The organism is Maribacter huludaoensis (assembly GCF_029350945.1).
Taxonomy (GTDB): domain Bacteria; phylum Bacteroidota; class Bacteroidia; order Flavobacteriales; family Flavobacteriaceae; genus Maribacter; species Maribacter huludaoensis.
Map to the genome: position 1 here is coordinate 68099 of NZ_JARKMS010000007.1, position 22727 is coordinate 90825.

Here is a 22727-nt window from a genome sequence, read left to right on the forward strand (position 1 = left end):
ACTTAAAATAGACCGTTTATTTGGGCATCTATTTTATTGAGAATGCTTCCTAAATCTTCAGGGCTGTCCACAAAATCTAGATCATCGACATCGATAATCAATAAATTGCCTTTATTATAACCATGTATCCAAGCCTCATAACGTTCGTTCAATCGGCTTAGATAGTCAATAGAAATCGTATTTTCATATTCCCTGCCTCTCTTATGAATTTGTTTTACCAAGTTAGGTATAGAGCTACGCAGGTAGATAAGAAGATCAGGTGGATCAACCAGGGTCTCCATCAATTCAAACAAACTAGCGTAGTTTTGAAAATCCCTATTGGTCATTAAACCCATAGCATGTAAGTTGGGAGCAAAAATATGGGCATCTTCATAGATGGTTCTATCTTGTATAATTTCTTTGCCGCTTTCTTTTATTTGTAGAATTTGTCTGTATCTACTGTTTAAGAAATAAATTTGTAGATTAAAACTCCAACGTTCCATTTGGTTGTAGAAATCGTCTAAATAGGGGTTTTCTACTACGTCTTCAAAATGAGGTTCCCATTTATAATGTTTTGCAAGTAATCTGGTTAGGGTCGTTTTCCCGGCACCGATATTTCCGGCAACTGCTATGTGCATAGAATTAAATTGATTAATGGTTGTGTTCTTATTACCGAATAAGATTCGATGGTACAAGATACAAGATAACTACAGGAAGTAAAAACATATTTGTTGTATGGTGTAAAAATAATTGTTCCGTTCGTTTATTCCTTAATAAAGGGTAAAGCTAAATTGATAGATCAGATGATTCTGATACTAAAATTTATATCTATTTTTTTTATGGAAAATAGTCGTTTAGGATTTTAAGGTAAACAGGTGAAGTTGTTTAATGATACTGTTTCAATTTTTGATAGTGCAGATGAACCATATTCTTGATTGTAACGGTATTTTTCTAATTGGGCTTAAAAGTACTTTACACTTAAAAGATCGATAACAATTAAATATCTCAGCAGAAATGATCAAATTTTTTAATTGGGTCAATAAATAACACCATATTAAGATACGGAACAGAACATTTTTTCTATTTTTGCATCTGAATTAAAAAAAAAAGAGGAGGGATTTGACTGATTGCAACCTCTGTTTTAACCTTAAGGTATAAAGCGAAAAAAATGCTAAAGCAGTTGATGTAGATTCCTATCGCATCATACTTCTTTTCGGCATTCATACAAATCCCTCCATAGAATAAAAAGTTTGTTATGCCATATTTATTTACATCAGAATCTGTTAGTGAAGGCCATCCGGATAAAGTTGCGGATCAGATCAGTGACGCCTTATTAGATCATTTTCTTGCTTTTGACCCAGAAAGTAAAGTTGCTTGTGAGACCTTGGTAACTACCGGTCAGGTAGTTTTGGCGGGAGAAGTTAAAAGTGATACTTATTTAGATGTACAGAACATTGCCCGTGAAGTCATCAATAAAATAGGTTATACCAAGGGTGAATATCAGTTTAGCGGAGATTCTTGTGGAGTTATTTCGTTGATCCATGAGCAGTCTCAAGACATTAACCAAGGTGTAGACCGTGGAGCAAAGGAAGAGCAAGGGGCTGGTGATCAAGGTATGATGTTTGGCTATGCAACCAGCGAGACCGAAAATTACATGCCTTTGGCGTTAGATATTTCACACAAGATTTTGCATACACTGGCAGAACTGCGTAGAGAGGGTAAAGAGATTTCTTATTTAAGGCCAGATGCTAAAGCGCAGGTTACTTTAGAATATTCTGATGCAAACGAACCTATACGTATTGATACGATCGTTGTATCTACACAGCATGATGCTTTCGATGCCGATGATGAAAAGATGTTGGCAAAAATCAAATCTGATATTATCTCAATTCTAATACCACGGGTAAAGGCGCAATTGCCGGCAGAGACCCAAAAATTGTTCGATGATCAGATCAAATATCATATTAACCCAACAGGTAAATTCGTAATTGGTGGACCACATGGTGACACCGGTTTAACGGGCCGTAAGATTATTGTAGATACCTACGGAGGTAAAGGAGCTCACGGTGGTGGTGCTTTTAGTGGTAAAGATCCAAGTAAAGTGGACCGTAGTGCGGCATATGCGGCACGTCATGCGGCAAAAAATTTGGTTGCTGCAGGTGTTGCTACGGAAATTTTGGTACAGGTAAGTTATGCCATTGGTGTAGTAGAGCCAACCTCTATCTTTGTTGATACCTATGGTACCTCAAAAGTGAATTTAAGTGATGGTGAAATTGCAAAAAAAGTGGCTGAGCTTTTTGATATGAGACCTTTTGCCATAGAAGAAAGATTGAAGTTGAGAAATCCTATTTATTTGGAAACGGCCGCTTACGGCCATATGGGCAAACAGCCCACTACGGTAACAAAGGTTTTTGAATCGCCTTACAATGGTCGTATTGAAAAAGACGTAGAATTGTTTACTTGGGAAAAATTAGATAAAGTAGTTGCTATTAAATCAGCGTTTGGTTTGTAGATAATACTTAATTTTCGGTAATTAAAAAGCTCCTTTTAGGGAGCTTTTTTTATTTGTCATTTTTTTACACAAGCCAATTAACACTGCTTGACAACAAAAAATATAAGTTTGACCACAAAATCTATTTTGTAGGAAAAAGATTACATATTTTTGAAATGTAATAATTAGAGAATCCCAAATCTCTCCACCTACAAAAGATGAAATACATAACTATAGTACAAACAAAATTTGGACAGCGTATAGTACAGGTTGAAGCCCCAAAAGTCAGCTTGTTTTTAATTCTGTTTAGAAGTGTTGAATCTTTAAAAGACCTATTTAAATAATAGCTTAACCTACTATTGCCATGTCAAAAAATCACAAAATTGTTGTAGCCATTTTGGCTTGCCTAGCATTACAATCTTGCTCAAAAGATACAGATCTTATCTCTGAATATGTTGTTCTTGATGCGTCAAAGAATGGGTACCGTACCCTAAAAATCAGTGTAGACATTGATTTGGAAAAATCTGAAAAAACAGTTGCATTAATTTCTTTTTCTGATTAAATTCCATGCCACTAAACACTAACTAAATGAAAAAAGAATTACTCCAAGAAACTACTGTTCAAGAATATAAAAGTGATTTCTTCTCGGGCATACTTATGCTTGTTAGAAAGTTGTTCATGATATGATCTTGTGCCTTATTGCTTCATAAATGCCATCTAAGGGTGGCATTTATAAAGCCTTTTTCATGTAACCTTCTTTTTTTTACTTTGATGTATTTCTTGAATTATCCCGCAACTTGGTAAGTGGCTACCAAGGTTTGGTTACACGTCAAAATTATATAGGTAAACAAATTTTTTAGTCTTCAAAAATCGGGTAAACTTTCTTAGCTTTAAGAATTCAAATTTTTAAGACATGCCTAAGTTTACCATCAAACAATTCTTTACGTTCATTTTACTAGCTACAGTTGTTGTTTCCTGTAGAAAAACTTCACAAAAAGTAGCCGATGCCGAGGTTTCTGATACCTACGTAGAGGATAACTACACTAAAAAGGAAGTGGATATTGCCATGCGTGACGGTGTTACGTTACATACCACTGTTTATTCGCCAAAAGACACTTCAAAAGAGTACCCAATTATAATGCAAAGAACCCCGTATAGTTCTCAGCCTTACGGAGCGGGTAATTTTAAAACAAAGATCGCACCCAACATTCATATGATGCAAGACGGCTATATAGTGGTCTATCAAGATGTGCGCGGCCGTTGGTTAAGTGAAGGGCATTATGAAAATATGCGCGCCTATAATCCCAACAAAAAAACAGAGCAGGATATTGATGAAAGTTCAGATACCTATGATACTATTGAGTGGTTGGTCAATAACGTAGAAAACAATAACGGTAATGTAGGTATTTGGGGAATTTCTTATCCTGGCTTTTATTCTACCTATGCCGTGGTGGATGCGCATCCGGCATTAAAGGCAGCATCTCCACAGGCAAGTATTGCCGATTTCTTTTTTGATGATTTCCACCATAATGGCGCCTATTTATTGAGTTATTTTAGGGCTACATCATTGTTTGGTACACCAAGACCAGATGGAGATAAACCTATAGATACGGCTTGGTATACATTGCCTGATTTACCAACTGAAGATCAATATCAATTCTTTTTAGATGAAGGACCGTTAAAGAACTTAGATCGATTTTTTGAATACGAAACAGCCGATACCCCACGTATGGCAAATGAGGGTGTTACCGATGATTATTTTTGGAACGAACTTAAAGAGCATCCAAATTATGATGAAATGTGGCAGAGCAAGGGCTTGATCCAGCATTTAAAAGATGTAAAGCCAACAGTGGCTACTATGGTAGTTGCGGGCGAATTTGATGCGGAAGATTTATACGGACCGTTAGAAACCTATAAGAATATAGAAAAGTATAATTCCGATAATTACAATACCTTGGTTTTTGGACCATGGGATCACGGCGGATGGGCACGTAGAAAAGGTCAGAATACCGTGGGCAACTATTATTTTGGCGATGGAATTTCTGAATTTTTCCAAGAACATATAGAAACCAAATTCTTTGATCATTTCTTAAAAGGTAATGGCGATAAGAATAGCGGTTTGCCGGAAGCCTACGTTTTTGATACAGGTAGAAAAGATTGGAAAACCTATGATGCCTGGCCGCCGGCAGGTGTCGTGAAAAAGGAGATGTATTTATCTCCAGATCAAGAACTGACTTTTGAGCCAAAAGAAGTGGAAGAAGTAAAGTTTATCAGTGATATTAAAAAGCCGGTTCCGTATTCAGAAGATATTAAAACGGTATTTACACCTAGAAAATATATGACCGATGATCAGCGTTTTGCAGCTCGCCGTGGTGATGTCTTGGTGTTTGAAACTGACGTAATGCAAGAAGACTTGACCTTGGCGGGTGATATTTTGGCGAAGTTAAAAGTTGCTACTACGGGTACTGCTGCAGATTGGATTGTAAAAATCATTGACGTGCACCCAGCAGATGAACCTGCTTATGAAGGTATGCAAGACCATTTGAAAATGAGCAATTATCATTTAATGGTACGTAGCGAAGTATTGCGTGGTCGTTTTAGAAATAGTTTTGCCAACCCAGAACCGTTTGTGCCAAATGAAAAAACAGATGTGACCATTAAGTTGCAAGATGTATTTCATACCATTAAAAAAGGGCACAAATTACAGGTACAAGTACAGAGTACTTGGTTTCCTTTAATAGATTTAAATCCGCAGACCTATGTAGATAATATTTTTGAAGCAGATGAGTCGGATTTTAAAACCCAAACACATACCGTGTTTACAGATTCAAGTATAGAGTTTTCTGTGTTGGAGTAAGTTGGGATTTATTAAAAATGACTAATTAACTCTTTTACTAGTTTCTATATGATTAGATATTGAATTCTTCAAAAACTAAACTACGAGAAATATATATTCCGTTTCTAATGCTATCATTAGGAACGGTTATTTCGTATTGTTTATTTCGGTGGCTTTTTGATATTAAATTAGGTGTTTTACCCTTAAAAAAAGATATTCTTGATTTGTGGATGCCTATTATTCTCCCATGGATATCCGTTTTAATATGGTTAAGAAAAAGGATTAGATTATTACGAATTAGAGGAAAAGGCGGAGATGGTTATTTTGGTTATCAGTTTGCCATGGTTGCTGCAATAGCTGCACCTTTGGTAGTTAGTCAGGAATATGTTGATCAAATATCTTATGATTTAATTGAAGTAAATTCTGTATCTGATATATCTAAAATTAAAGGAGGAAAGTATTTTAAAATAAATTCATTTGATGTTGAAGATAATGCCAGTCTTTCCCATGTAACTGTTAGGACCACAGGGAAGTATAATGGAAGTTTAAATTTTAATCTGTTTTATGCTACACCTTTAAGAGGTTCTACTTCAATTTGGCATTGTGTTGAATACAAAAGGACTATTAATAATAATTTAAGCAAGCAAAGAAAGAATTTAGAGTATTCAAAATTTTTGGATAGGTCTAGTAAGGAATTTAAAATCTACAATTTCACTGCGGTTACTTATTTTGAAAAATTAGCTATTTCCAAAGAAAGAGATGGTTTTGTAAATGCTGTCGAAAAAGAATATCCTGGAGTTAATGCGAATAATCAAATATTCTTAGCTCCTAAGATTGTTGCGTTTGAAAATAAAAATAACAATTCACTTAGGAACACGGTAGTTGCTTTTCTAATAGGAGCGTTAATTATTTTGATTATGATTATTTTACCGAAAATAGACAAAAATGAGTTAAATAGATTTAGGCGAAATAAACCATTAAAGGATGATGATTTCAAAAATTTTCTTGAATTTTTGAATCCGATAGGTGAGTACAAAGGTGGTGCTGTCCTTATACTTTTAAATATTATTATATTCTTGGTTATGATATTTATAGGTCTTGATTTTGTTTCTCCAACTACTAAAGAGTTACTTGATATTGGTGGAAATCGAAGACAAGAAATTTTAAATGGTGAATACTGGCGTTTATTATCATCAAATTTTATTCATATTGGTGTTTTTCATTTATTCCAAAATTTACTCGGTTTAGTCTTTAGTATAGTTTTTTTAGAAAAATTAATTGGCTACATGAAGTTTATTTTGGTTTATATTATTTGTGGAATTTTTGCCAGTTTAGTAAGTATATATAGGCACGAGGATGTTGTAAGTGTTGGTGCTTCGGGTGCTATATTTGGTTTGTTCGGTGTAATGCTGGCTTTCGCAGTATTTAAAATTTTTTCAGATTATATGAGAAAATTTGTATGGATATTTTTAAGTCTAGTTATTGGATCAAGCTTATTGTTTGGTATGGTTAAATCGTTGGATAATGCAGCGCATATTGGTGGATTGATAAGTGGATTGATCATTGGGGTAATTTTTGTGTTAAAGGACAAAAAGACTTTGAAGGAAAATGCGGTACATAATTAATTTACATTTTTTTCAGAAAACTAACAACAAGACCAAGAATTATATATTTTTCATAAAATACTAGGTTTTTAAATTTTTCTGCCTTTATATTTGTAGCTCAAAGTTCACACACGTATTGAATAGTTATCAAGAAAGGTGGAGGGATTAGACCCTTTGAAACCTTAGCAACCCTTTGTTCCATACAAAGAAGGTGCTACATTCTACCCTTAGGGGAAGGATAACAGTAATCGATTTTCTCGATATTACTTTCTTATAACTTTTTGATTTTACTTACTCACATTTTTATGTGTTTAAGTTGGGCTTTTTAATTATTAAAATAATTTTTAAAAACAACAAAATCATGAGTAATCACAAATTAGCAACAAACGCATTACACGCAGGTCACGACACCACTACAAATGGAGGTACAAGGGCAGTGCCTATTTATCAAACATCATCGTATGTATTTAATGATACCGATCATGCGGCAAACTTATTTTCACTTAAAGAACTAGGGTTTATTTACACACGGTTAAACAATCCTACCAATCAAATTTTACAAGATAGATTAGCCGCTGTTGAAGGTGGTGTTGGTGCTGTGGTCTTTGCATCTGGTACTGCTGCTATTTCTACAGGTTTATTGACCTTGTTAAAAGCGGGAGATCATATTGTAGCATCCAGCAGTTTATACGGTGGTACCTTTAATTTATTGAATGTTACACTACCAAGATTCGGAATCACGACCACCTTTGTAGATGCATCTGATCCTGAAAATTTTGGAAAAGCGGTACAGGATAATACAAGGGCTTTCTTTGTGGAGTCTTTAGGGAATCCGAAATTGGATGTGTTGGATTTAAAAGGAATCTCAAAGGAGTCTAAAGCAGCGGGAGTACCTTTTATAGTAGACAATACGGTAGCTACTCCTTCATTGTTAAACCCTATTGAGCACGGTGCCAATTTGGTCATTCATTCATTGACAAAATATATTGGCGGTCAAGGAACGTCCTTAGGTGGGGCAATTATAGATGCCGGTACATTTGATTGGACCAACGGAAAATTCCCTGAATTTACGGAACCATCTGCAGGTTACCACGGTTTGGTATATAGCGAGGCATTAGGTGCGGCAGCATTTACCTTTAAATTGATACTGGAAGGTTTACGTGATTTTGGTGGGGCATTGAGTCCGTATAACGCCTTCCAAATTATACAAGGTTTAGAGACTTTGCCGGTACGTATAAAGCAACACAGTGCAAATGCATTGGAATTGGCTACTTGGTTAGAAGGAAGGGAAGAAGTGGCTTGGGTAAATTACCCGGGATTAAAGAGCAATAAATACTATGACTTGGCGCAAGAATACTTGCCAAAAGGTCAAAGCGGATTGGTTACCTTTGGTATCAAGGGCGGTTTTGAAGCGGCTAAAAAGGTTACCGATGCCACTAAGATCTTTTCTTTGTTGGCCAACATTGGTGACACCAAATCATTGATCATTCACCCGGCAAGTACTACCCACCAGCAATTAACCGCAGAGCAGCAAGAAGGTGCAGGTGTAGGGCAAGATTTAATTCGTTTGTCGGTAGGTCTTGAAGATATAGAAGATTTAAAAGCAGATTTAGAGCAGGCATTTGCCAGTCTTTAAATTAGATAAGGTAAAAGCTGAAGCCACCGGTCACTGAGCGTAGCCGAAGTGATCGGTGGTTTAAGAAAAAAAGAATATTGGTGGCGGCTGAGCCTAGCCGAAGTCATTGAAGGTTCAAGAATATTATTTTACATGTGGTGGCTGAGCGCAGTCGAAATTCAGCCACAAATTGATTTTGAAATAGATGTTACATCAACTACAGATTAAAAAATACAAGACCCTAAGCGGTAGTGTTCAAGATATTCAATTATCGTATCAGGTATTTGGAAAAAAATTGCATACTGCACCCATTATATTGGTGAACCATGCATTAACGGGCAATTCTAATGTTACCGGTGAAAATGGTTGGTGGTCTGCCTTGATCGGGGAAGAGAAGTGTATAGATACCAACAAGTACACTATTTTGGCATTCAATATTCCGGGTAATGGTCATGATAAGTTTGTAATTGAGAACTATAAGGATTTTGTAGCCGGTGATGTAGCTAGAATATTTTTATTGGGCCTACAACAGTTAAAGTTAGAGCGTTTGTTTGCATTGATCGGTGGATCTTTAGGTGGCGGTATCGCTTGGGAAATGGCTGCATTGCACCCAACGCTGACAGAACATTTGATTCCTGTGGCATCTGACTGGAAATCGACCGATTGGTTAATAGCCAATTGCCAAATACAGGAACAGTTTTTAGTGAATTCTAAACAACCTGTGCATGATGCCCGTATGCATGCCATGCTATGTTATAGGACCCCGGCTTCCTTTAAAGAACGATTTAAACGAAGTACCAATGAGGAGCTTAAGGTTTTTAATGTAGAAAGTTGGTTAATGCACCATGGCGATAAGCTACAAGAGCGTTTTCAATTGTCTGCGTATAAGTTGATGAACCAATTGTTAAAGACCATTGATGTAACTAGGGATGGTGATGAGAATTTTATTAAGCTACAAAATAGCGATACCAATATTCATATTATCGGGGTAGATTCGGATATGTTCTTTACTGCCCAAGAAAACAAAGATACCTTTAAGCAATTGGCGCAGGCAAAGAGTAATGTAACCTATGGCGAAGTACAATCGTTACATGGGCATGATGCCTTTTTGATCGAGTTTGATCAGATGGAAAAATTGCTGACCGGTATTTTTAATACCAACGGTAATATCAAGAAGATCAAAATCCTAAAATTTGGTGGTAAATCGTTGAGCAATGGCGAGGGACTTGAGCGTGTTTTGGATATCGTTACACAAAAGGTCAAGAACAATGAGAATGTAGCCATGGTGGTTTCCGCTAGGGAAAAGGCTACGGATCAGCTAGAGGATATGCTAGAGAAAGCAGCCAAGGGAAAAGATTATAGGTCAGATTTTGAAGCACTGGAGAAGTATCAAAAACATACCTATTCCAACGTAAATCTATCTTCCGAATTCAAGGGCTTGGCAAAGCTGTATGAAGGAGTTTCCCTGTTGGGAGATTACAGTGCCAAAATAAAAGATGAGGTGTTGGCGTATGGCGAGTTGATCTCTGCCAAACTGGTAACCAAACTATTGATCGGTAAAGGGATCAATGCCAAACTTGTAGATACACGTGAAGTCATTAAGACTGATGATACCTTTGGTGACGCCAAGGTGCTTGAAAATGAATCCAAAGAATTGGTGCTTTTAAAATTCGCTGAAATTCCGAGTGATACGGTAGCGGTAGTAACCGGTTTTATAGCCTCTACAGTGGAGAACGAGACAACGACTTTGGGTAGAAATGGCAGTAATTATTCCGCGGCATTATTGGCAAATTTTTTAGATGCCGAAGAATTACAGAATTACACCCATGTTGATGGTATTTATACGGCAAACCCTGATTATGTACCAGAGGCGAAAAGACTGGCGAACCTGTCTTATGAAGAAGCAAATGAGCTCGCCAATTTTGGAGCAACCATTCTACATGCCAAAACCATAATTCCCTTAATAGAGAAGAATATTCCGTTACGTATTTTAAATACCTACAATGATGATAATGAGGGTACTTTAATAAGTGCCAAATCCAGTAAAGAAGGTATAAAGTCGCTCTCGGTAATAGAAGATGTTGCTATGATCAATATAGAAGGTCGTGGCTTGTTAGGGAAAGTAGGGGTAGATGCCCGTATTTTTAAAGCCTTGCAATCTAGCAATATTAGTGTGAGCATTATTTCTCAAGGATCATCTGAAAGGGGAATAGGTCTTGTGGTGAAAAAGGATAAGGCAAAAAGGGCAAAGCTCGCACTGGAAAATGAATTTAGCAACGACTTTGAATCAAAAGATGTTAATATGATTACGGTGATGGATGATGTATCTATCATATCTATCGTAGGTCAAGATTTAAGCACTTTTCACAATCCGTTCAATGCATTGATTAAAAACCAGATCGTACCGTTGTTGTTCAATAATACGGTATCTGGCAAGAACGTAAGTTTGGTGGTAAAGAAATCAGATTTGCATAAGGCGGTAAATGTTATGCACGGTCAGGTGTTCGGCATCAGCAAGAAAATTAATATTTTGATTTTCGGTCACGGTAATGTAGGCGGTACGTTGATAGAACAAATTTTAAAGTCGGCAAAGTCCATTAAAGAGCGCAAGAAATTAGACCTAAGGGTTTTTGGAATTGCAAATTCTAAAAAGATATTGTTGAATGAAAAGGGTATTGCCAAGAATTGGAAAACACAACTGGAGCAGAAAGGAAAACCGTATAAGGTTGATGATGTCTTTGAATTTGCAAAGCGTCACCATTTGGAGAACCTTATTGTAATAGATAATACGGCAAGTAAAGATTTTGTTGCCAACTATTTTGAATTTGTAGAGCATGGTTTTGATATTGTGTCATCTAACAAAATTGCCAATACCTTGCGTTATGATTTTTATCAGTTACTGAGGGAGGAATTGCAAAAAAATCAAAAACAATATCTGTATGAAACCAATGTAGGAGCAGGTTTGCCATTGATTGATACCATTAAGTTGTTACATTTATCCGGAGAGAATATTACAAGGATAAAAGGCGTGTTTTCAGGTTCTTTAAGTTATATTTTCAATACATTCTCAGAAGTGGATGTACCTTTTTCATCGATTTTGAAAGATGCAATGCAAAAAGGATTTACGGAACCAGATCCACGTGAAGACCTTTCTGGAAATGATGTTGGGCGTAAATTATTGATTTTAGCACGTGAGCTAGATTTGCATAATGAGTTTGCAGATATCAATATTGAAAACCTGATACCTAAAAAATTGCAAGATGGTCAGGTAGATTTCTTCTTACAGCATTTAGAAGTGTTGGATGCCAAGTTCAATGAAATTAAGAAGAACCAAAAACCAGATCATGTATTGCGTTATGTAGGTGATCTGCATGGCAATCTTCAGAAAGAAAAAGGAGTGTTAGATGTAAAATTGGTCTCCGTACCAAAAGAAAGTGCCTTAGGGCAAGTAAAAGGGTCGGATTCCATTATAGAGATCTATACGGAATCTTACGGGGAAAATCCGTTAGTAATACAAGGCGCAGGCGCGGGCGCAGCAGTAACCGCAAGAGGTGTCTTTGGTGATATATTACGAATTGCGGAGAAAGGATGACTTCGGCTCCGCTCAGTCACCGCGTACCAATATTTGGTAGGTAAAAGGCTGGCAGCTGAGATAGCTGAATCCAAGTTATAGTAATAAAAATAAGAAAGTTTAATGTTGGTGGCTGAGTGTAGCCGAAGCCAATAAATGATAATTGTATGTCAGGATTCATGTATATTTTGGAATGTTCAGACGGAAGTTATTATACTGGTAGTACAAAAGACTTAGATAAAAGAATAGTAGAACACCAAGAAGGTAAAGGGGCTAATCATACAAGATTAAGATTACCTGTGAAGTTGGTTTATGTAGAAGAGTATGTAAGGATTGATTCTGCATTTTATAGAGAGAAACAAATACAAGGTTGGAGAAGAGAAAAGAAAGAAGCATTAATTAATGGGGAATTAGGTAAGTTGCCAGGTTTGGCAGAATGCCAAAATGATACACATTATAGATATTTTAAAGAATAATAAAATATCAATTCGGCTGACGGTAGCCGAGATTAGGTGGCTGAGCGTAGCCGAGATTAGGTGGCTGAGCGTAGCCGAAGCCAAATAATGTGAATAAGAGTAAATTAGTTAGTTTAAGTGGCTGACGGTAGCCGAGATTAGGTGGCTGAGCGTAGCCGAAGCCAAAAAGTAAAGAAATGAAAAAAAACAACAATAAATTTGAAACGAACGCAATACGTACACAATTAAAACGAAGCGTAAATTTGGAGCATTCCGTTCCATTGTATTTGACCTCTAGTTTTGTATTTGAAGATGCTGAAGATATGCGTGCTTCGTTCGCCGAGGAAAAAGATCGTAATATATACTCAAGATACTCTAATCCAAATTCATCTGAATTTATAGAAAAGGTATGCCAAATGGAAGGTGCAGAGAGCGGATTTGCTTTTTCATCGGGTATGGCAGCTGTATTTTCTACATTGGCAGCATTGTTAGATAGCGGTGATCATGTGCTATCGGCAAGAAGTATTTTTGGTTCTACGCACTCGTTATTTACCAACTTTTTTCCAAAGTGGAATATTGATCACACATACTTTAAAATAGATGCCTTAGAAGAAATTGAAAATCTAATTACTCCGAAAACAAAAATCATCTATGCGGAAACACCTACCAATCCAGGTGTTGATGTATTAGATTTGGAGGAATTGGGTAAAATTGCCAAAAAGAATAATCTAATTTTAATCATAGATAATTGTTTTGCATCACCTTACTTACAACAGCCTATTAAATTTGGGGCGGATTTGGTCATACATTCCGGTACCAAACTAATGGATGGTCAAGGTAGGGTTTTGGCAGGGATTACCGTAGGTAGTGCAGAATTGATGGATAAAGTATATCGATTCTCACGAATTACCGGTCCGGCACTTTCACCTTTCAATGCGTGGGTACTTTCTAAAAGTTTAGAAACACTGGCAATAAGAGTTGATAGGCATTGTGATAATGCTTTAAAGTTAGCCGAATATTTAGAAGCGAGCGATAAGGTAAATTGGGTAAAATATCCGTTTTTAAAATCGCACCCAAAATATGAAATTGCAAAAAAGCAAATGAAAGCGGGTGGTTGTGTAGTAGCCTTTGAAGTTAAAGGCGGATTAGAAGCGGGTAGGGAGTTTTTCGATTCCATTAAACTATTATCCCTTTCTGCCAATTTAGGAGATTCAAGAACCATAGTAACACATCCGGCATCAACAACACATAGTAAATTAAGTGTAGAGGAACGTGCTGCGGTGGGCATATCAGATGGTACGGTCAGAATTTCTGTAGGTCTGGAACATATAGACGATATCATAGCGGATATTGCTCAAGCTTTAGGCTAAAAGAGATAGTGATAAAAACAAAAAAAGCCCGGTACATACCGGGCTTTTTGTTTGTTTTATATATGGAAGGTTATTTTGTTAATGTCATATTATAAGTGGCACTAACACTTGTAGTACCGCCCAAAACTTCAACGGTATCGTCTAATTCATATCTAAGAGACATTTTAGAATCGGTTAACTCTGTAATGGTCAATCCAATTTCTTCTTCATCACTAGAAACAAAATATAAAGTGTTGCCATCTAGTCTCCATTTATCGGATTGAAAAAAATCTTCACCAACTATTTCTTCAGATTGTGATTCTCCCATAAAGGTTGTAGTCAATATAGTAGTGTAAGAACCTTCGCTAATAACATTCTGTGGGTCTTCGGAAAAAGTGACGACCGTGTCAAAATCTTTTCCAATAGACGTAAACGTAGTTTCTATAGAAGTTTGTTCAAAAGTTGTAACGGACTCACCATCTTTAGTTTCAAGAGCGGTCAAGTTCCATGTTCCAATTATTTCACTCTCGCTAGCGGCAGAAACAGAAGCGTCATCGTCACTAGAACATGATGTGAAAACTAAAGCGAACATTGTAATAATCGATAATAAGTGTACTTTTTTCATAATTAATTTAATGGTTGTGACTGTATAACGATGTTTTGTTGATTCAAGTATTTAGTACATATTTTTTATTTGGCTATCTTAGCAACATGCTCTCAAAAAAGACAAAATATGGTTTAAAGGCGCTAGCTTTTTTGGCGTCTCAACCTGATAAAAAACCAGTTCAAATCTCAGAAATTGCCGAGAAAGAAAATATCTCTCAAAAATTTTTGGAGAGTATACTTCTAAGTTTGAGGAAAACGGGATTTTTGGGTTCTAAGAAAGGTAAAGGCGGGGGATACTATTTGTTAAAAACTCCAGAGGAGATTTCAATGACCGATGTTATGAGGGTGCTTGAAGGCCCTATAGCCATGGTGCCATGTGTAAGCCTCAATTTCTATGAGACCTGCGATGATTGTCCTGATGAAAACACATGCTCCGTACATAAATTAATGTTGCAGGTGCGTGATAGTGCCTTAGAGGTGTATAGAAGCAATACTTTAAAGGATATCATTTCTTAGCGTTCAAAATTCATTCATTATTATTTTATTGGAATTCAATATGTTGCGAAATAGTAAATTTTTGTGTCCATTTGTTAATAATCTACTAAATCTATAGGGTAATAGAAATTTATCTGAATTTTTGGCGACTACTTTGAAAATATATACTATTTTTGAAAACTCTATTAAATTAGTAGGGTAATAAAAATTAAGTAAAAGATGATTGCAGATCAACTTGTTTTGAATAAAAAAGAGTCAAAGACTACCTATAAAGAAGATAAAACTTCAGAGAAACCGCTACGTAGTATTGCAAAAGCGTTTAGTTGGAGGGTAATTGGTACGTTAGATACGTTGGTGATATCCTATATATTAACAGGTGAAATTTCTATTGCAGCCTCTATTGCCTCTATAGATTTTGTAACAAAAATGATTCTGTATTTTTTTCACGAAAGAATCTGGAATTTAGTAAAGTGGGGTAAATAGAAAAGCAAAGGATTATGGCATTGACAGAAACACAAGTTCAACAATTGAACGTTCAGTTTAAAGGAATACCACCTCAAGAAATTATTTCTTGGGCAGTAAAACATGCTCAGGTTCCTGTAGTAACTACAAATTTTAGACCATACGAAGTGGCTATTTTGCATGCCGTTTCAGAGGTGAGAAAAGATATTCCTGTAGTTTGGTGCGATACAGGGTATAATACTCCTAAAACCTATAAACATGCAGAAGAGTTGACTGAAAGGTTGAACTTGAACATAAAATTATATGTACCAAAACAAACTACCGCGCATAGAGATGCCGTAATGGGTATACCACAAATAGATGATCCTAGGCATGCAGAGTTTACCGAGCAGGTAAAATTGGAGCCTTTTAAAAGGGCAATGGCAGATTTTAAACCAGATGTTTGGTTTACTAACCTTAGAAAAGGGCAGACCGCACATAGGGATAGTTTGGATATATTAAGCCTAAGTAAAGACGGTGTATTAAAAGTGAGTCCGTTTTATCATTGGAACGATACTCAGCTAGATGCCTATTTGAAAAAGTATGATTTACCTAACGAGCATAACTATTTTGATCCAACCAAAGTGTTGGCAAATAGGGAGTGCGGGTTGCATAGTTAACCCTAGGTAGTAGAAAAAATAAAGATAATTGATCTAAAAAAGTATAATGAGTAATACAAGCACGGAATTGGAGGCAACCCCTTCTTTAGACCTTTTAAAAGATACATCTCAAATAAATGCCCTTGAAAATGAGGCCATTTATATTATAAGGGAGGTAGCAGCTCAGTTTGAGAAGCCGGTACTTTTGTTTTCGGGAGGAAAAGACTCGATCACATTGGTGCGTTTGGCACAGAAGGCATTTTGGCCATCAAAAATTCCTTTCCCTTTAATGCATATAGATACAGGTCATAACTTTCCTGAAACCATAGAATTTAGAGATAGATTGGTAGAGGAGTTGGGTCTGGAATTAATTGTACGTAATGTACAGGATTCTATTGATCAAGGTAAGGTAAAAGAAGAATCTGGTAGGTATTCAAGTAGAAATAGCTTGCAGACAACAACGTTGTTAGATGCCATTGAAGAATTTAAGTTCGACGCTTGTATTGGTGGAGCTCGTAGAGATGAGGAAAAGGCACGTGCAAAAGAACGTATATTTTCTGTTCGTGATGATTTTGGTCAGTGGGATGAGCGTAATCAGCGCCCAGAGTTGTTCGATATGTTGAACGGGCAAATAGAATTGGGTCAAAACGTAAGAGTGTTCCCTATTTCTAATTGGACGGAGTTAGATGTTTGGTCGTACATCAAAGAGGAGCAAATTGAAATTCCTTCCATCTATTTTGCACATAAGCGTAAAACCTTCTTAAGGGACGGTATGATCTGGTCTGCAGAAGATGGTATCGTTTTTAGGGAAGAAGATGAGGTGGTAGAAGAACGTTTGGTGCGTTTTCGTACCGTAGGCGATATGTCTTGTACGGCAGCCGTTCTTTCAGATGCAGAAACGATTGATAAGGTAGTAGAGGAAATTAGGGATTCATCCATTTCAGAGCGTGGCGCGCGTATAGACGATAAGCGTTCAGAAGCGGCAATGGAAAAAAGAAAACAACAAGGATATTTTTAATCTGGTTGATAGTTGTTAGTTGTTCGTTGATAGTAGATCACGAATAAAACTAACAACCAACAACCGACAACGAACAACGAAATTGGAAGTACTAAAAATAGCAACAGCAGGTAGTGTAGATGACGGTAAAAGTACCTTGATTGGGAGAATATTGTATGATACAAAGTCACTGACCAGCGATAAATTAGAGGCAATAGAAAAGACCAGTAAGCAAAAGGGATATGATTATTTAGATTTCTCTTTGGCAACAGATGGTCTGGTAGCGGAACGTGAGCAAGGTATCACAATCGATGTGGCCCATATCTATTTCTCAACGGCAAAGAAAAGTTACATTATAGCAGATACACCTGGGCACGTAGAATATACGCGTAACATGGTAACTGGAGCTTCAACTTCACAAGCTGCGATCATTTTGATCGATGCACGTAAAGGGGTAATAGAGCAGACTAATAGACACTTTTTTATCAATAACCTATTACGTATAAAAGATGTAGTGGTAGCTATTAATAAGATGGATCTGGTAGATTATTCTGAAGAAACTTACAATGCAATTAAAGCTGATTTTGAGGCATTGATGGCAAAGAGAGATTATCAAGATCAGAAAATTACTTTTATTCCTGTAAGCGCGTTGAAAGGGGATAACGTAGTAAACTTGTCAGACAAGACCCCTTGGTATAAGGGACAGTCTTTGTTAGAGCATTTTGAAGCATTGGATAGAAAGGATATTTTCAATGTGGGTACACCACGTTTCCCGGTGCAATATGTTATCCGTCCAAAGACGGATGAGCACCATGATTTTAGGGGATTTGCCGGTAAAGTATATGGTGGCGAATTAAGCGTAGGTGATGAGGTAGTGGCGCTTCCGTCACAGACACGCTCTAAAATAAAGGATATTTATTTTCATGATAAGAAATATAAAACGGCATCAAGGAGATCATCGGTAACCATAACATTGGAAGATGAAATTAATTTGAGTCGCGGAGATATGTTAGTGAAAGCGGGTGATCTGCCAACGGTAGACAAGCAATTTACGGCAACGATCTCTTGGATGGATTCATTGCCTTTGGCAGCCGGTAATAAATATATTGTTCAACATGGTGTCAACAAAGTATTGGCAAAGGTAGAGCAAGTGCACCATAAGATCGCTCCAGATTATTCTGGTATAGATGAAAAAACGGAGTCTTTGGGCATGAATGATATTGCTCAAGTGAGTTTCCGTTTAAATAAACCAATTTTCTATGATCAATTTAAAAATCACAGAACAAACGGTTCATTTATATTGATCGATACAAAATCCAACAGTACCGTAGGTGCAGGATTCATAAGTTAATATAAACAGGTCAATTTTATATTGACTGTTTTTATTAAGTCTATAAAATCTATAGGCAAAATATAGTAATAATTTACATCGGTATTTATACTGAACATTTAATACTAAGCAATGCAAAGTTTTAGAACAGAATTAGAAAATCAGGTAGTTGAAAAGGATATTCTTGAATTGGAACGTAAAATTCATGAGTTTCATGGTGGCAAGCTAGATGAAGAAAAATTTAGAAGTCTTCGGTTGGCACGTGGTGTTTACGGACAGCGTCAAGAAGGGGTTCAAATGATTCGTATAAAGTTGCCTTATGGTAAGGTGACCTCTAAGCAGTTGCTTCGTATTTGTGATGTGTCGGACGAATATTCTACAGGTAGATTGCATATTACCACACGCCAAGATATTCAGATCCACTATGTAGATTTGAATAGAACGCCGCAGTTGTGGGCAGAATTGGAGAAAGATGAAATTACGTTAAGAGAAGCCTGTGGTAACACGGTACGTAACGTAACCGCAAGTGAAACCGCTGGTATTGATGTTGATGAACCTTTTGATGTTTCACCATATGCACACGCATTATTTCAGTATTTCCTTAGAAATCCTGTAAGTCAAGAAATGGGACGTAAGTTCAAAGTTTCTTTTTCCGCAAGTGATGCAGATACAGGTTTGTCCTATATGCATGATTTGGGCTTTATTGCCAAAATACAAAATGGTGAAATAGGTTTTAAAGTAATGCTTGGTGGCGGATTGGGTTCACAACCACGACATGCCGATGAGTTGTATAGCTTTTTGCCTGCGGATCAGATAATTCCTTTAATGGAAACCGTAGTTCGTGTTTTTGACCGTTACGGTGAACGTAAAAGTAGAGCTAAAGCTAGAATGAAATTCTTGTTGAAAGATTTAGGTCTTGACGGATTTAAGGAGCTTTTGGCGGCAGAGAAAACGGCGGTACCTTTTGATACTTTTCCAATAGACCCAGAGGCATATCCTAAGTTAAAGGTGTCAGAATTAGAGGTTCCTGCAGTAGAAATTAGTGACGTAAAAGCTTTTGAACAGTGGAAATCTACCAACGTAATACCACAAAAACAACCAGGTTATGTTGCTTTGGGTATTAAAGTGTTATTAGGTGATTTCTATACGGATAAAGCACGTTTATTGGCAAACTTGGTACAGAAATATGCAGCAGGTGAGTTAAGATTGTCCTTACGTCAAAATATTTTGATTCCTTTCGTAAAAGAAGAGAACGTAGCATTCTTTTATACTGAATTGGAAAAGTTAGGTTTTGTTGAGGCTGGTTATAATAAGGCTCTTGATATCACTGCTTGTCCTGGTACGGATACCTGTAACCTAGGAATTGCAAGTAGTACGGGAATTGCAGAGGAACTGGAAAGAGTGATAAAAACAGAATACCCAGATTATATAAATAACGATGATGTTGTCATAAAAATCAGTGGTTGTATGAATGCCTGTGGGCAGCACAATATGGCAAATATTGGTTTTCAGGGCATGTCCGTTCGTACAAAGGATAAATTGGTAGCTCCTGCGCTTCAAGTGTTGTTGGGCGGTAGCAATGATGGTAACGGTAACGGTCGTTTTGCGGACAAAGTGGTGAAAGTGCCAAGTAAAAGAGGTCCGGAAGCACTGCGTTTGATCTTAAATGATTTTGATGCCAATGGTGGAGATCTATCGTTCCCGGATTATTATGCCGAAAAAGGACAGATGTATTTCTATGATTTTCTTACGCCATTATCATCAATAGATGACTTAACGCCAGAAGACTTTATAGATTGGGGTAATACGGAGCGTTATGAAAAAGCTATAGGTGTAGGTGAATGTGCAGGTGTTGTTATCGACTTGATTGCAACATTACTTTTTGAAAGTGAAGAAAAAATTCAGAATGCACAAGAAATGTTCGATGCCGAAAAATGGTCTGCCAGTATTTATCACGCATATTCTTCTATGGTAAACTCGGCTAAGGCGATGTTGACCGCAGAAAATACTAAAGTGAATACCCACGTAAGTATCATTAAGGATTTTGATGAGAAATTTGTTGCCGATGGCAGAATTGCCGTAGCTGGTGGATTTGAAAAATTGGTACTTCAATTAAATCAGAACGAACCAACAAAAGAATTTGCACAATCTTACATAAAGGATGCAAAAGAATTTTTGGAAACTGTTGAAAAGTTCAGACAGCAAGAATTGGCAGAAGCATAGATAATGACAAATCATTTACAACATATAAAGAAACCTAAATTGACCGTAGTTGGTGCAGGACCAGGTGATGTGGAGCTGATCACGTTAAAAGCGATCAGAACGCTGGAAAATGCCGATGTGGTTTTGTACGATGCTTTGGTAAACGAGGAGTTGCTGGATTATGCCAAGAATGCAGAATTGATTTTTGTAGGTAAACGCAAAGGATGCTATGCATATCAACAAGAGCAAATTAATGAGCTTATTGTAAGTAGGGCAAAATCTAACGGACATGTGGTGCGGTTAAAAGGAGGAGATCCTTTTGTATTCGGTCGCGGTTCGGAAGAAATGGAATATGCCGCTTCTCATGGGTTGCAAGTAGCCATGGTACCAGGTATATCGTCAAGTTTAAGTGTGCCTGCATATCAAAACATTCCGGTAACAAAAAGAGGTTCTTCAGAAAGTTTTTGGGTAATTACAGGAACTACAAAAGAGCATAAATTGTCAACAGATGTTGCCTTAGCTGCAAAAAGTAGTGCTACGGTAGTCATATTGATGGGGATGTCAAAACTCCCTCAGATAGTAGAATTATTCAAGTCTGAAGGTAAATCGGAATTACCTATAGCTATAATTCAGAACGGAACGCGAAAGAATGAAAAAATAGGAGTTGCGACTATAGATACCATAGTTGATGTGGTGGAGAAAGAAAATCTTTCTAATCCTGCTATCATTATCATAGGAGAAGTAGTTAGACATCGTGAAGCGTTAGCAGAGGCAACTCATAAGTTTGCTGAAGAGCATGTCAGTTTTGTTGAAGTAAATAAAGCATAGCATATTTAGTAAAGGATAAGTATATAGAATAAGTGAAATTAAAAGAAGCTAAAAAGTAGTTGTATAGAATGATGTCAACTTTGTAGAATTACTTTTTACTAAAAAGAGAATTATGATTAAAACAGATATGCTCATTATAGGAGCGGGACCTACCGGATTGTTCACGGTATTTGAAGCAGGATTATTAAAGTTAAAAACGCATTTAATTGACGCCTTACCGCAACCAGGTGGTCAGTGTTCAGAGATATATCCTAAAAAGCCTATCTATGATATTCCTGCATTTCCAGAAATTTTGGCAGGTACTTTGGTAGATAACCTTATGGAACAGATAAAGCCTTTTGAACCAGGATTTACCTTGGGAGAAAGAGCGGAAACGCTAGATAAGTTAGAAGATGGTTCTTTTGTGGTTACTACCAATAAAGGAACAAAGCATAATGCACCTGTGGTTGTAATTGCAGGTGGTCTGGGTTCTTTTGAGCCAAGAAAACCACCTATTGCTAACATCGTAAACTTTGAAGATACAGGTGTTTCCTATATGATCAAAGATCCAGAAGTATATCGCAATAAAAAAGTGGTCATTGCCGGTGGTGGAGATTCTGCCTTGGACTGGGCTATATTTTTGACCGATGTAGCGGCAGAAGTAACCTTGGTACACAGAAGGGATGAATTTAGAGGGGCATTGGATTCCGTTGAAAAAGCATCTGAACTGGCGAAATTGGGTAAAATCAAATTGATTACCAAAGCTGAGGTAAAAGAGCTGCACGGTGAAAATGAACTTAAGGCAGTAGTTATTAAGCATACGGATAAGGAGAAAGAAGATACTTATTTAGAAGTAGATAATTTTATTCCTTTATTCGGTCTATCTCCAAAATTAGGTCCTATAGGTGATTGGGGCTTGGAAATTCAGAAAAATGCCATTAAGGTAAATAACGCAAAAGATTACCAGACCAACATACCGGGAGTATATGCCATTGGTGATGTTAATACTTATGAAGGTAAGTTAAAATTGATACTTTCAGGTTTCCATGAAGCAGCGGTTATGTGTCAATATGCATACCAGCAGATCAACCCAGGTAAGCGCTTTGTAATGAAATATACAACCGTTGGTGGTGTTGAAGGTTTTGATGGTTCTAAGAAAGAAGCAAAGAAAGAAGTAGTACAAAGTATCGCATAAATTATATTATTTGAGTAGTACGGCCTCCGGATGCTTTAGACGTGCGGGGGCTTTTTTTGTGACATTTTTTAAGAATTTCGTTGGCTAAAAAAATC

General features: G+C 36.9%; 18 protein-coding genes and 1 riboswitch. Of the genes, 16 read left to right on the forward strand and 2 right to left on the reverse strand.

Annotated elements, in window-relative coordinates:
* Positions 1-2 precede the first annotated feature (2 nt).
* A complete protein-coding gene (locus PXC01_RS16985; RefSeq protein WP_276473480.1) occupies positions 3-617 on the reverse strand; it encodes a deoxynucleoside kinase in 615 nt (204 codons plus the stop codon).
* Between the two features lie 617 nt (positions 618-1234).
* Here PXC01_RS16985 and metK point away from each other — a divergent pair.
* The 8 genes from metK to PXC01_RS17025 all read left to right on the forward strand — a co-directional run bounded on the left by metK (position 1235) and on the right by PXC01_RS17025 (position 13921).
* On the forward strand, positions 1235-2491 hold the full coding sequence (gene metK, locus PXC01_RS16990; protein ID WP_276473481.1) for a methionine adenosyltransferase: 1257 nt from the start codon (positions 1235-1237) through the stop codon (positions 2489-2491).
* Positions 2492-2834: 343 nt separating this feature from the next.
* Positions 2835-3032 carry a hypothetical protein gene (locus tag PXC01_RS16995; RefSeq protein WP_276473482.1) on the forward strand — a complete coding sequence of 66 codons (198 nt, stop codon included), beginning with the start codon at positions 2835-2837 and terminating at the stop codon, positions 3030-3032.
* Positions 3033-3383: 351 nt separating this feature from the next.
* Positions 3384-5327 (forward strand): CocE/NonD family hydrolase, encoded by a 1944-nt coding sequence (locus tag PXC01_RS17000; protein ID WP_276473483.1) that lies wholly within the window; start codon positions 3384-3386, stop codon positions 5325-5327.
* 107 nt (positions 5328-5434) lie between these two features.
* Entirely contained in the window at positions 5435-6931 is a 1497-nt protein-coding gene (locus PXC01_RS17005) for a rhomboid family intramembrane serine protease (RefSeq protein ID WP_276473484.1), read from the forward strand.
* Positions 6932-7051: 120 nt separating this feature from the next.
* Positions 7052-7155: riboswitch (SAM riboswitch) on the forward strand.
* A gap of 116 nt (positions 7156-7271) precedes the next feature.
* Positions 7272-8546: an O-acetylhomoserine aminocarboxypropyltransferase/cysteine synthase family protein gene (locus PXC01_RS17010; protein WP_144801964.1), complete on the forward strand. Its 1275-nt coding sequence runs from the start codon at positions 7272-7274 to the stop codon at positions 8544-8546.
* 184 nt (positions 8547-8730) lie between these two features.
* The gene (gene thrA, locus PXC01_RS17015; RefSeq protein ID WP_276473485.1) at positions 8731-12117 is read left to right on the forward strand and encodes a bifunctional aspartate kinase/homoserine dehydrogenase I; all 3387 of its coding nucleotides are present in this window, start codon (positions 8731-8733) and stop codon (positions 12115-12117) included.
* A 146-nt stretch (positions 12118-12263) separates the two neighbouring features.
* On the forward strand, positions 12264-12572 hold the full coding sequence (locus PXC01_RS17020) for a GIY-YIG nuclease family protein (RefSeq protein ID WP_276473486.1): 309 nt from the start codon (positions 12264-12266) through the stop codon (positions 12570-12572).
* Between the two features lie 176 nt (positions 12573-12748).
* Entirely contained in the window at positions 12749-13921 is a 1173-nt protein-coding gene (locus tag PXC01_RS17025; RefSeq protein ID WP_276473487.1) for a trans-sulfuration enzyme family protein, read from the forward strand.
* Between the two features lie 70 nt (positions 13922-13991).
* Here the strand turns inward: PXC01_RS17025 and PXC01_RS17030 are convergent, their stop codons facing one another.
* A complete protein-coding gene (locus PXC01_RS17030; RefSeq protein ID WP_276473488.1) occupies positions 13992-14525 on the reverse strand; it encodes a hypothetical protein in 534 nt (177 codons plus the stop codon).
* Positions 14526-14611: 86 nt separating this feature from the next.
* On the opposite strand from PXC01_RS17030, the gene PXC01_RS17035 reads away from it, so the two are divergent.
* The 8 genes from PXC01_RS17035 (at position 14612) to PXC01_RS17070 (ending at position 22632) form a co-directional block, all read left to right on the forward strand.
* Positions 14612-15022, forward strand: coding sequence for an RrF2 family transcriptional regulator (locus PXC01_RS17035; RefSeq protein ID WP_276473489.1), 411 nt, complete (start codon positions 14612-14614; stop codon positions 15020-15022).
* Positions 15023-15220: 198 nt separating this feature from the next.
* Positions 15221-15484: a DUF2061 domain-containing protein gene (locus PXC01_RS17040; RefSeq protein WP_276473490.1), complete on the forward strand. Its 264-nt coding sequence runs from the start codon at positions 15221-15223 to the stop codon at positions 15482-15484.
* Between the two features lie 14 nt (positions 15485-15498).
* Complete coding sequence (locus tag PXC01_RS17045) at positions 15499-16122, forward strand: phosphoadenosine phosphosulfate reductase domain-containing protein (protein WP_276473491.1); 624 nt, start codon at positions 15499-15501, stop codon at positions 16120-16122.
* Between the two features lie 46 nt (positions 16123-16168).
* Positions 16169-17119: a sulfate adenylyltransferase subunit CysD gene (gene cysD, locus PXC01_RS17050; RefSeq protein WP_276473492.1), complete on the forward strand. Its 951-nt coding sequence runs from the start codon at positions 16169-16171 to the stop codon at positions 17117-17119.
* 82 nt (positions 17120-17201) lie between these two features.
* Complete coding sequence (locus PXC01_RS17055; RefSeq protein ID WP_058105362.1) at positions 17202-18449, forward strand: sulfate adenylyltransferase subunit 1; 1248 nt, start codon at positions 17202-17204, stop codon at positions 18447-18449.
* A 111-nt stretch (positions 18450-18560) separates the two neighbouring features.
* On the forward strand, positions 18561-20651 hold the full coding sequence (locus PXC01_RS17060; protein ID WP_276473493.1) for a HEPN domain-containing protein: 2091 nt from the start codon (positions 18561-18563) through the stop codon (positions 20649-20651).
* 3 nt (positions 20652-20654) lie between these two features.
* Positions 20655-21458, forward strand: a complete 804-nt coding sequence (gene cobA / locus PXC01_RS17065) for a uroporphyrinogen-III C-methyltransferase (RefSeq protein ID WP_276473494.1) — start codon at positions 20655-20657, stop codon at positions 21456-21458.
* Positions 21459-21570: 112 nt separating this feature from the next.
* Complete coding sequence (locus tag PXC01_RS17070; protein ID WP_276473495.1) at positions 21571-22632, forward strand: NAD(P)/FAD-dependent oxidoreductase; 1062 nt, start codon at positions 21571-21573, stop codon at positions 22630-22632.
* Positions 22633-22727 lie beyond the last annotated feature (95 nt).

What these genes read in the sequence shown, in the direction of transcription:
- PXC01_RS17070 (WP_276473495.1), top strand. Translation starts at nt 21,571, where the DNA reads ATGATTAAAACAGATATGCTCATTATAGGAGCGGGACCTACCGGATTG.
- PXC01_RS16995 (WP_276473482.1), top strand. Translation starts at nt 2,835, where the DNA reads ATGTCAAAAAATCACAAAATTGTTGTAGCCATTTTGGCTTGCCTAGCA.
- cysD (WP_276473492.1), top strand. Translation starts at nt 16,169, where the DNA reads ATGAGTAATACAAGCACGGAATTGGAGGCAACCCCTTCTTTAGACCTT.
- PXC01_RS17010 (WP_144801964.1), top strand. Translation starts at nt 7,272, where the DNA reads ATGAGTAATCACAAATTAGCAACAAACGCATTACACGCAGGTCACGAC.
- PXC01_RS16985 (WP_276473480.1), bottom strand. Translation starts at nt 617, where the DNA reads ATGCACATAGCAGTTGCCGGAAATATCGGTGCCGGGAAAACGACCCTA.
- thrA (WP_276473485.1), top strand. Translation starts at nt 8,731, where the DNA reads ATGTTACATCAACTACAGATTAAAAAATACAAGACCCTAAGCGGTAGT.
- PXC01_RS17000 (WP_276473483.1), top strand. Translation starts at nt 3,384, where the DNA reads ATGCCTAAGTTTACCATCAAACAATTCTTTACGTTCATTTTACTAGCT.
- PXC01_RS17005 (WP_276473484.1), top strand. Translation starts at nt 5,435, where the DNA reads ATGCTATCATTAGGAACGGTTATTTCGTATTGTTTATTTCGGTGGCTT.
- PXC01_RS17025 (WP_276473487.1), top strand. Translation starts at nt 12,749, where the DNA reads ATGAAAAAAAACAACAATAAATTTGAAACGAACGCAATACGTACACAA.
- PXC01_RS17045 (WP_276473491.1), top strand. Translation starts at nt 15,499, where the DNA reads ATGGCATTGACAGAAACACAAGTTCAACAATTGAACGTTCAGTTTAAA.
- PXC01_RS17020 (WP_276473486.1), top strand. Translation starts at nt 12,264, where the DNA reads ATGTCAGGATTCATGTATATTTTGGAATGTTCAGACGGAAGTTATTAT.
- PXC01_RS17040 (WP_276473490.1), top strand. Translation starts at nt 15,221, where the DNA reads ATGATTGCAGATCAACTTGTTTTGAATAAAAAAGAGTCAAAGACTACC.
- cobA (WP_276473494.1), top strand. Translation starts at nt 20,655, where the DNA reads ATGACAAATCATTTACAACATATAAAGAAACCTAAATTGACCGTAGTT.
- metK (WP_276473481.1), top strand. Translation starts at nt 1,235, where the DNA reads ATGCCATATTTATTTACATCAGAATCTGTTAGTGAAGGCCATCCGGAT.
- PXC01_RS17060 (WP_276473493.1), top strand. Translation starts at nt 18,561, where the DNA reads ATGCAAAGTTTTAGAACAGAATTAGAAAATCAGGTAGTTGAAAAGGAT.
- PXC01_RS17035 (WP_276473489.1), top strand. Translation starts at nt 14,612, where the DNA reads ATGCTCTCAAAAAAGACAAAATATGGTTTAAAGGCGCTAGCTTTTTTG.
- PXC01_RS17030 (WP_276473488.1), bottom strand. Translation starts at nt 14,525, where the DNA reads ATGAAAAAAGTACACTTATTATCGATTATTACAATGTTCGCTTTAGTT.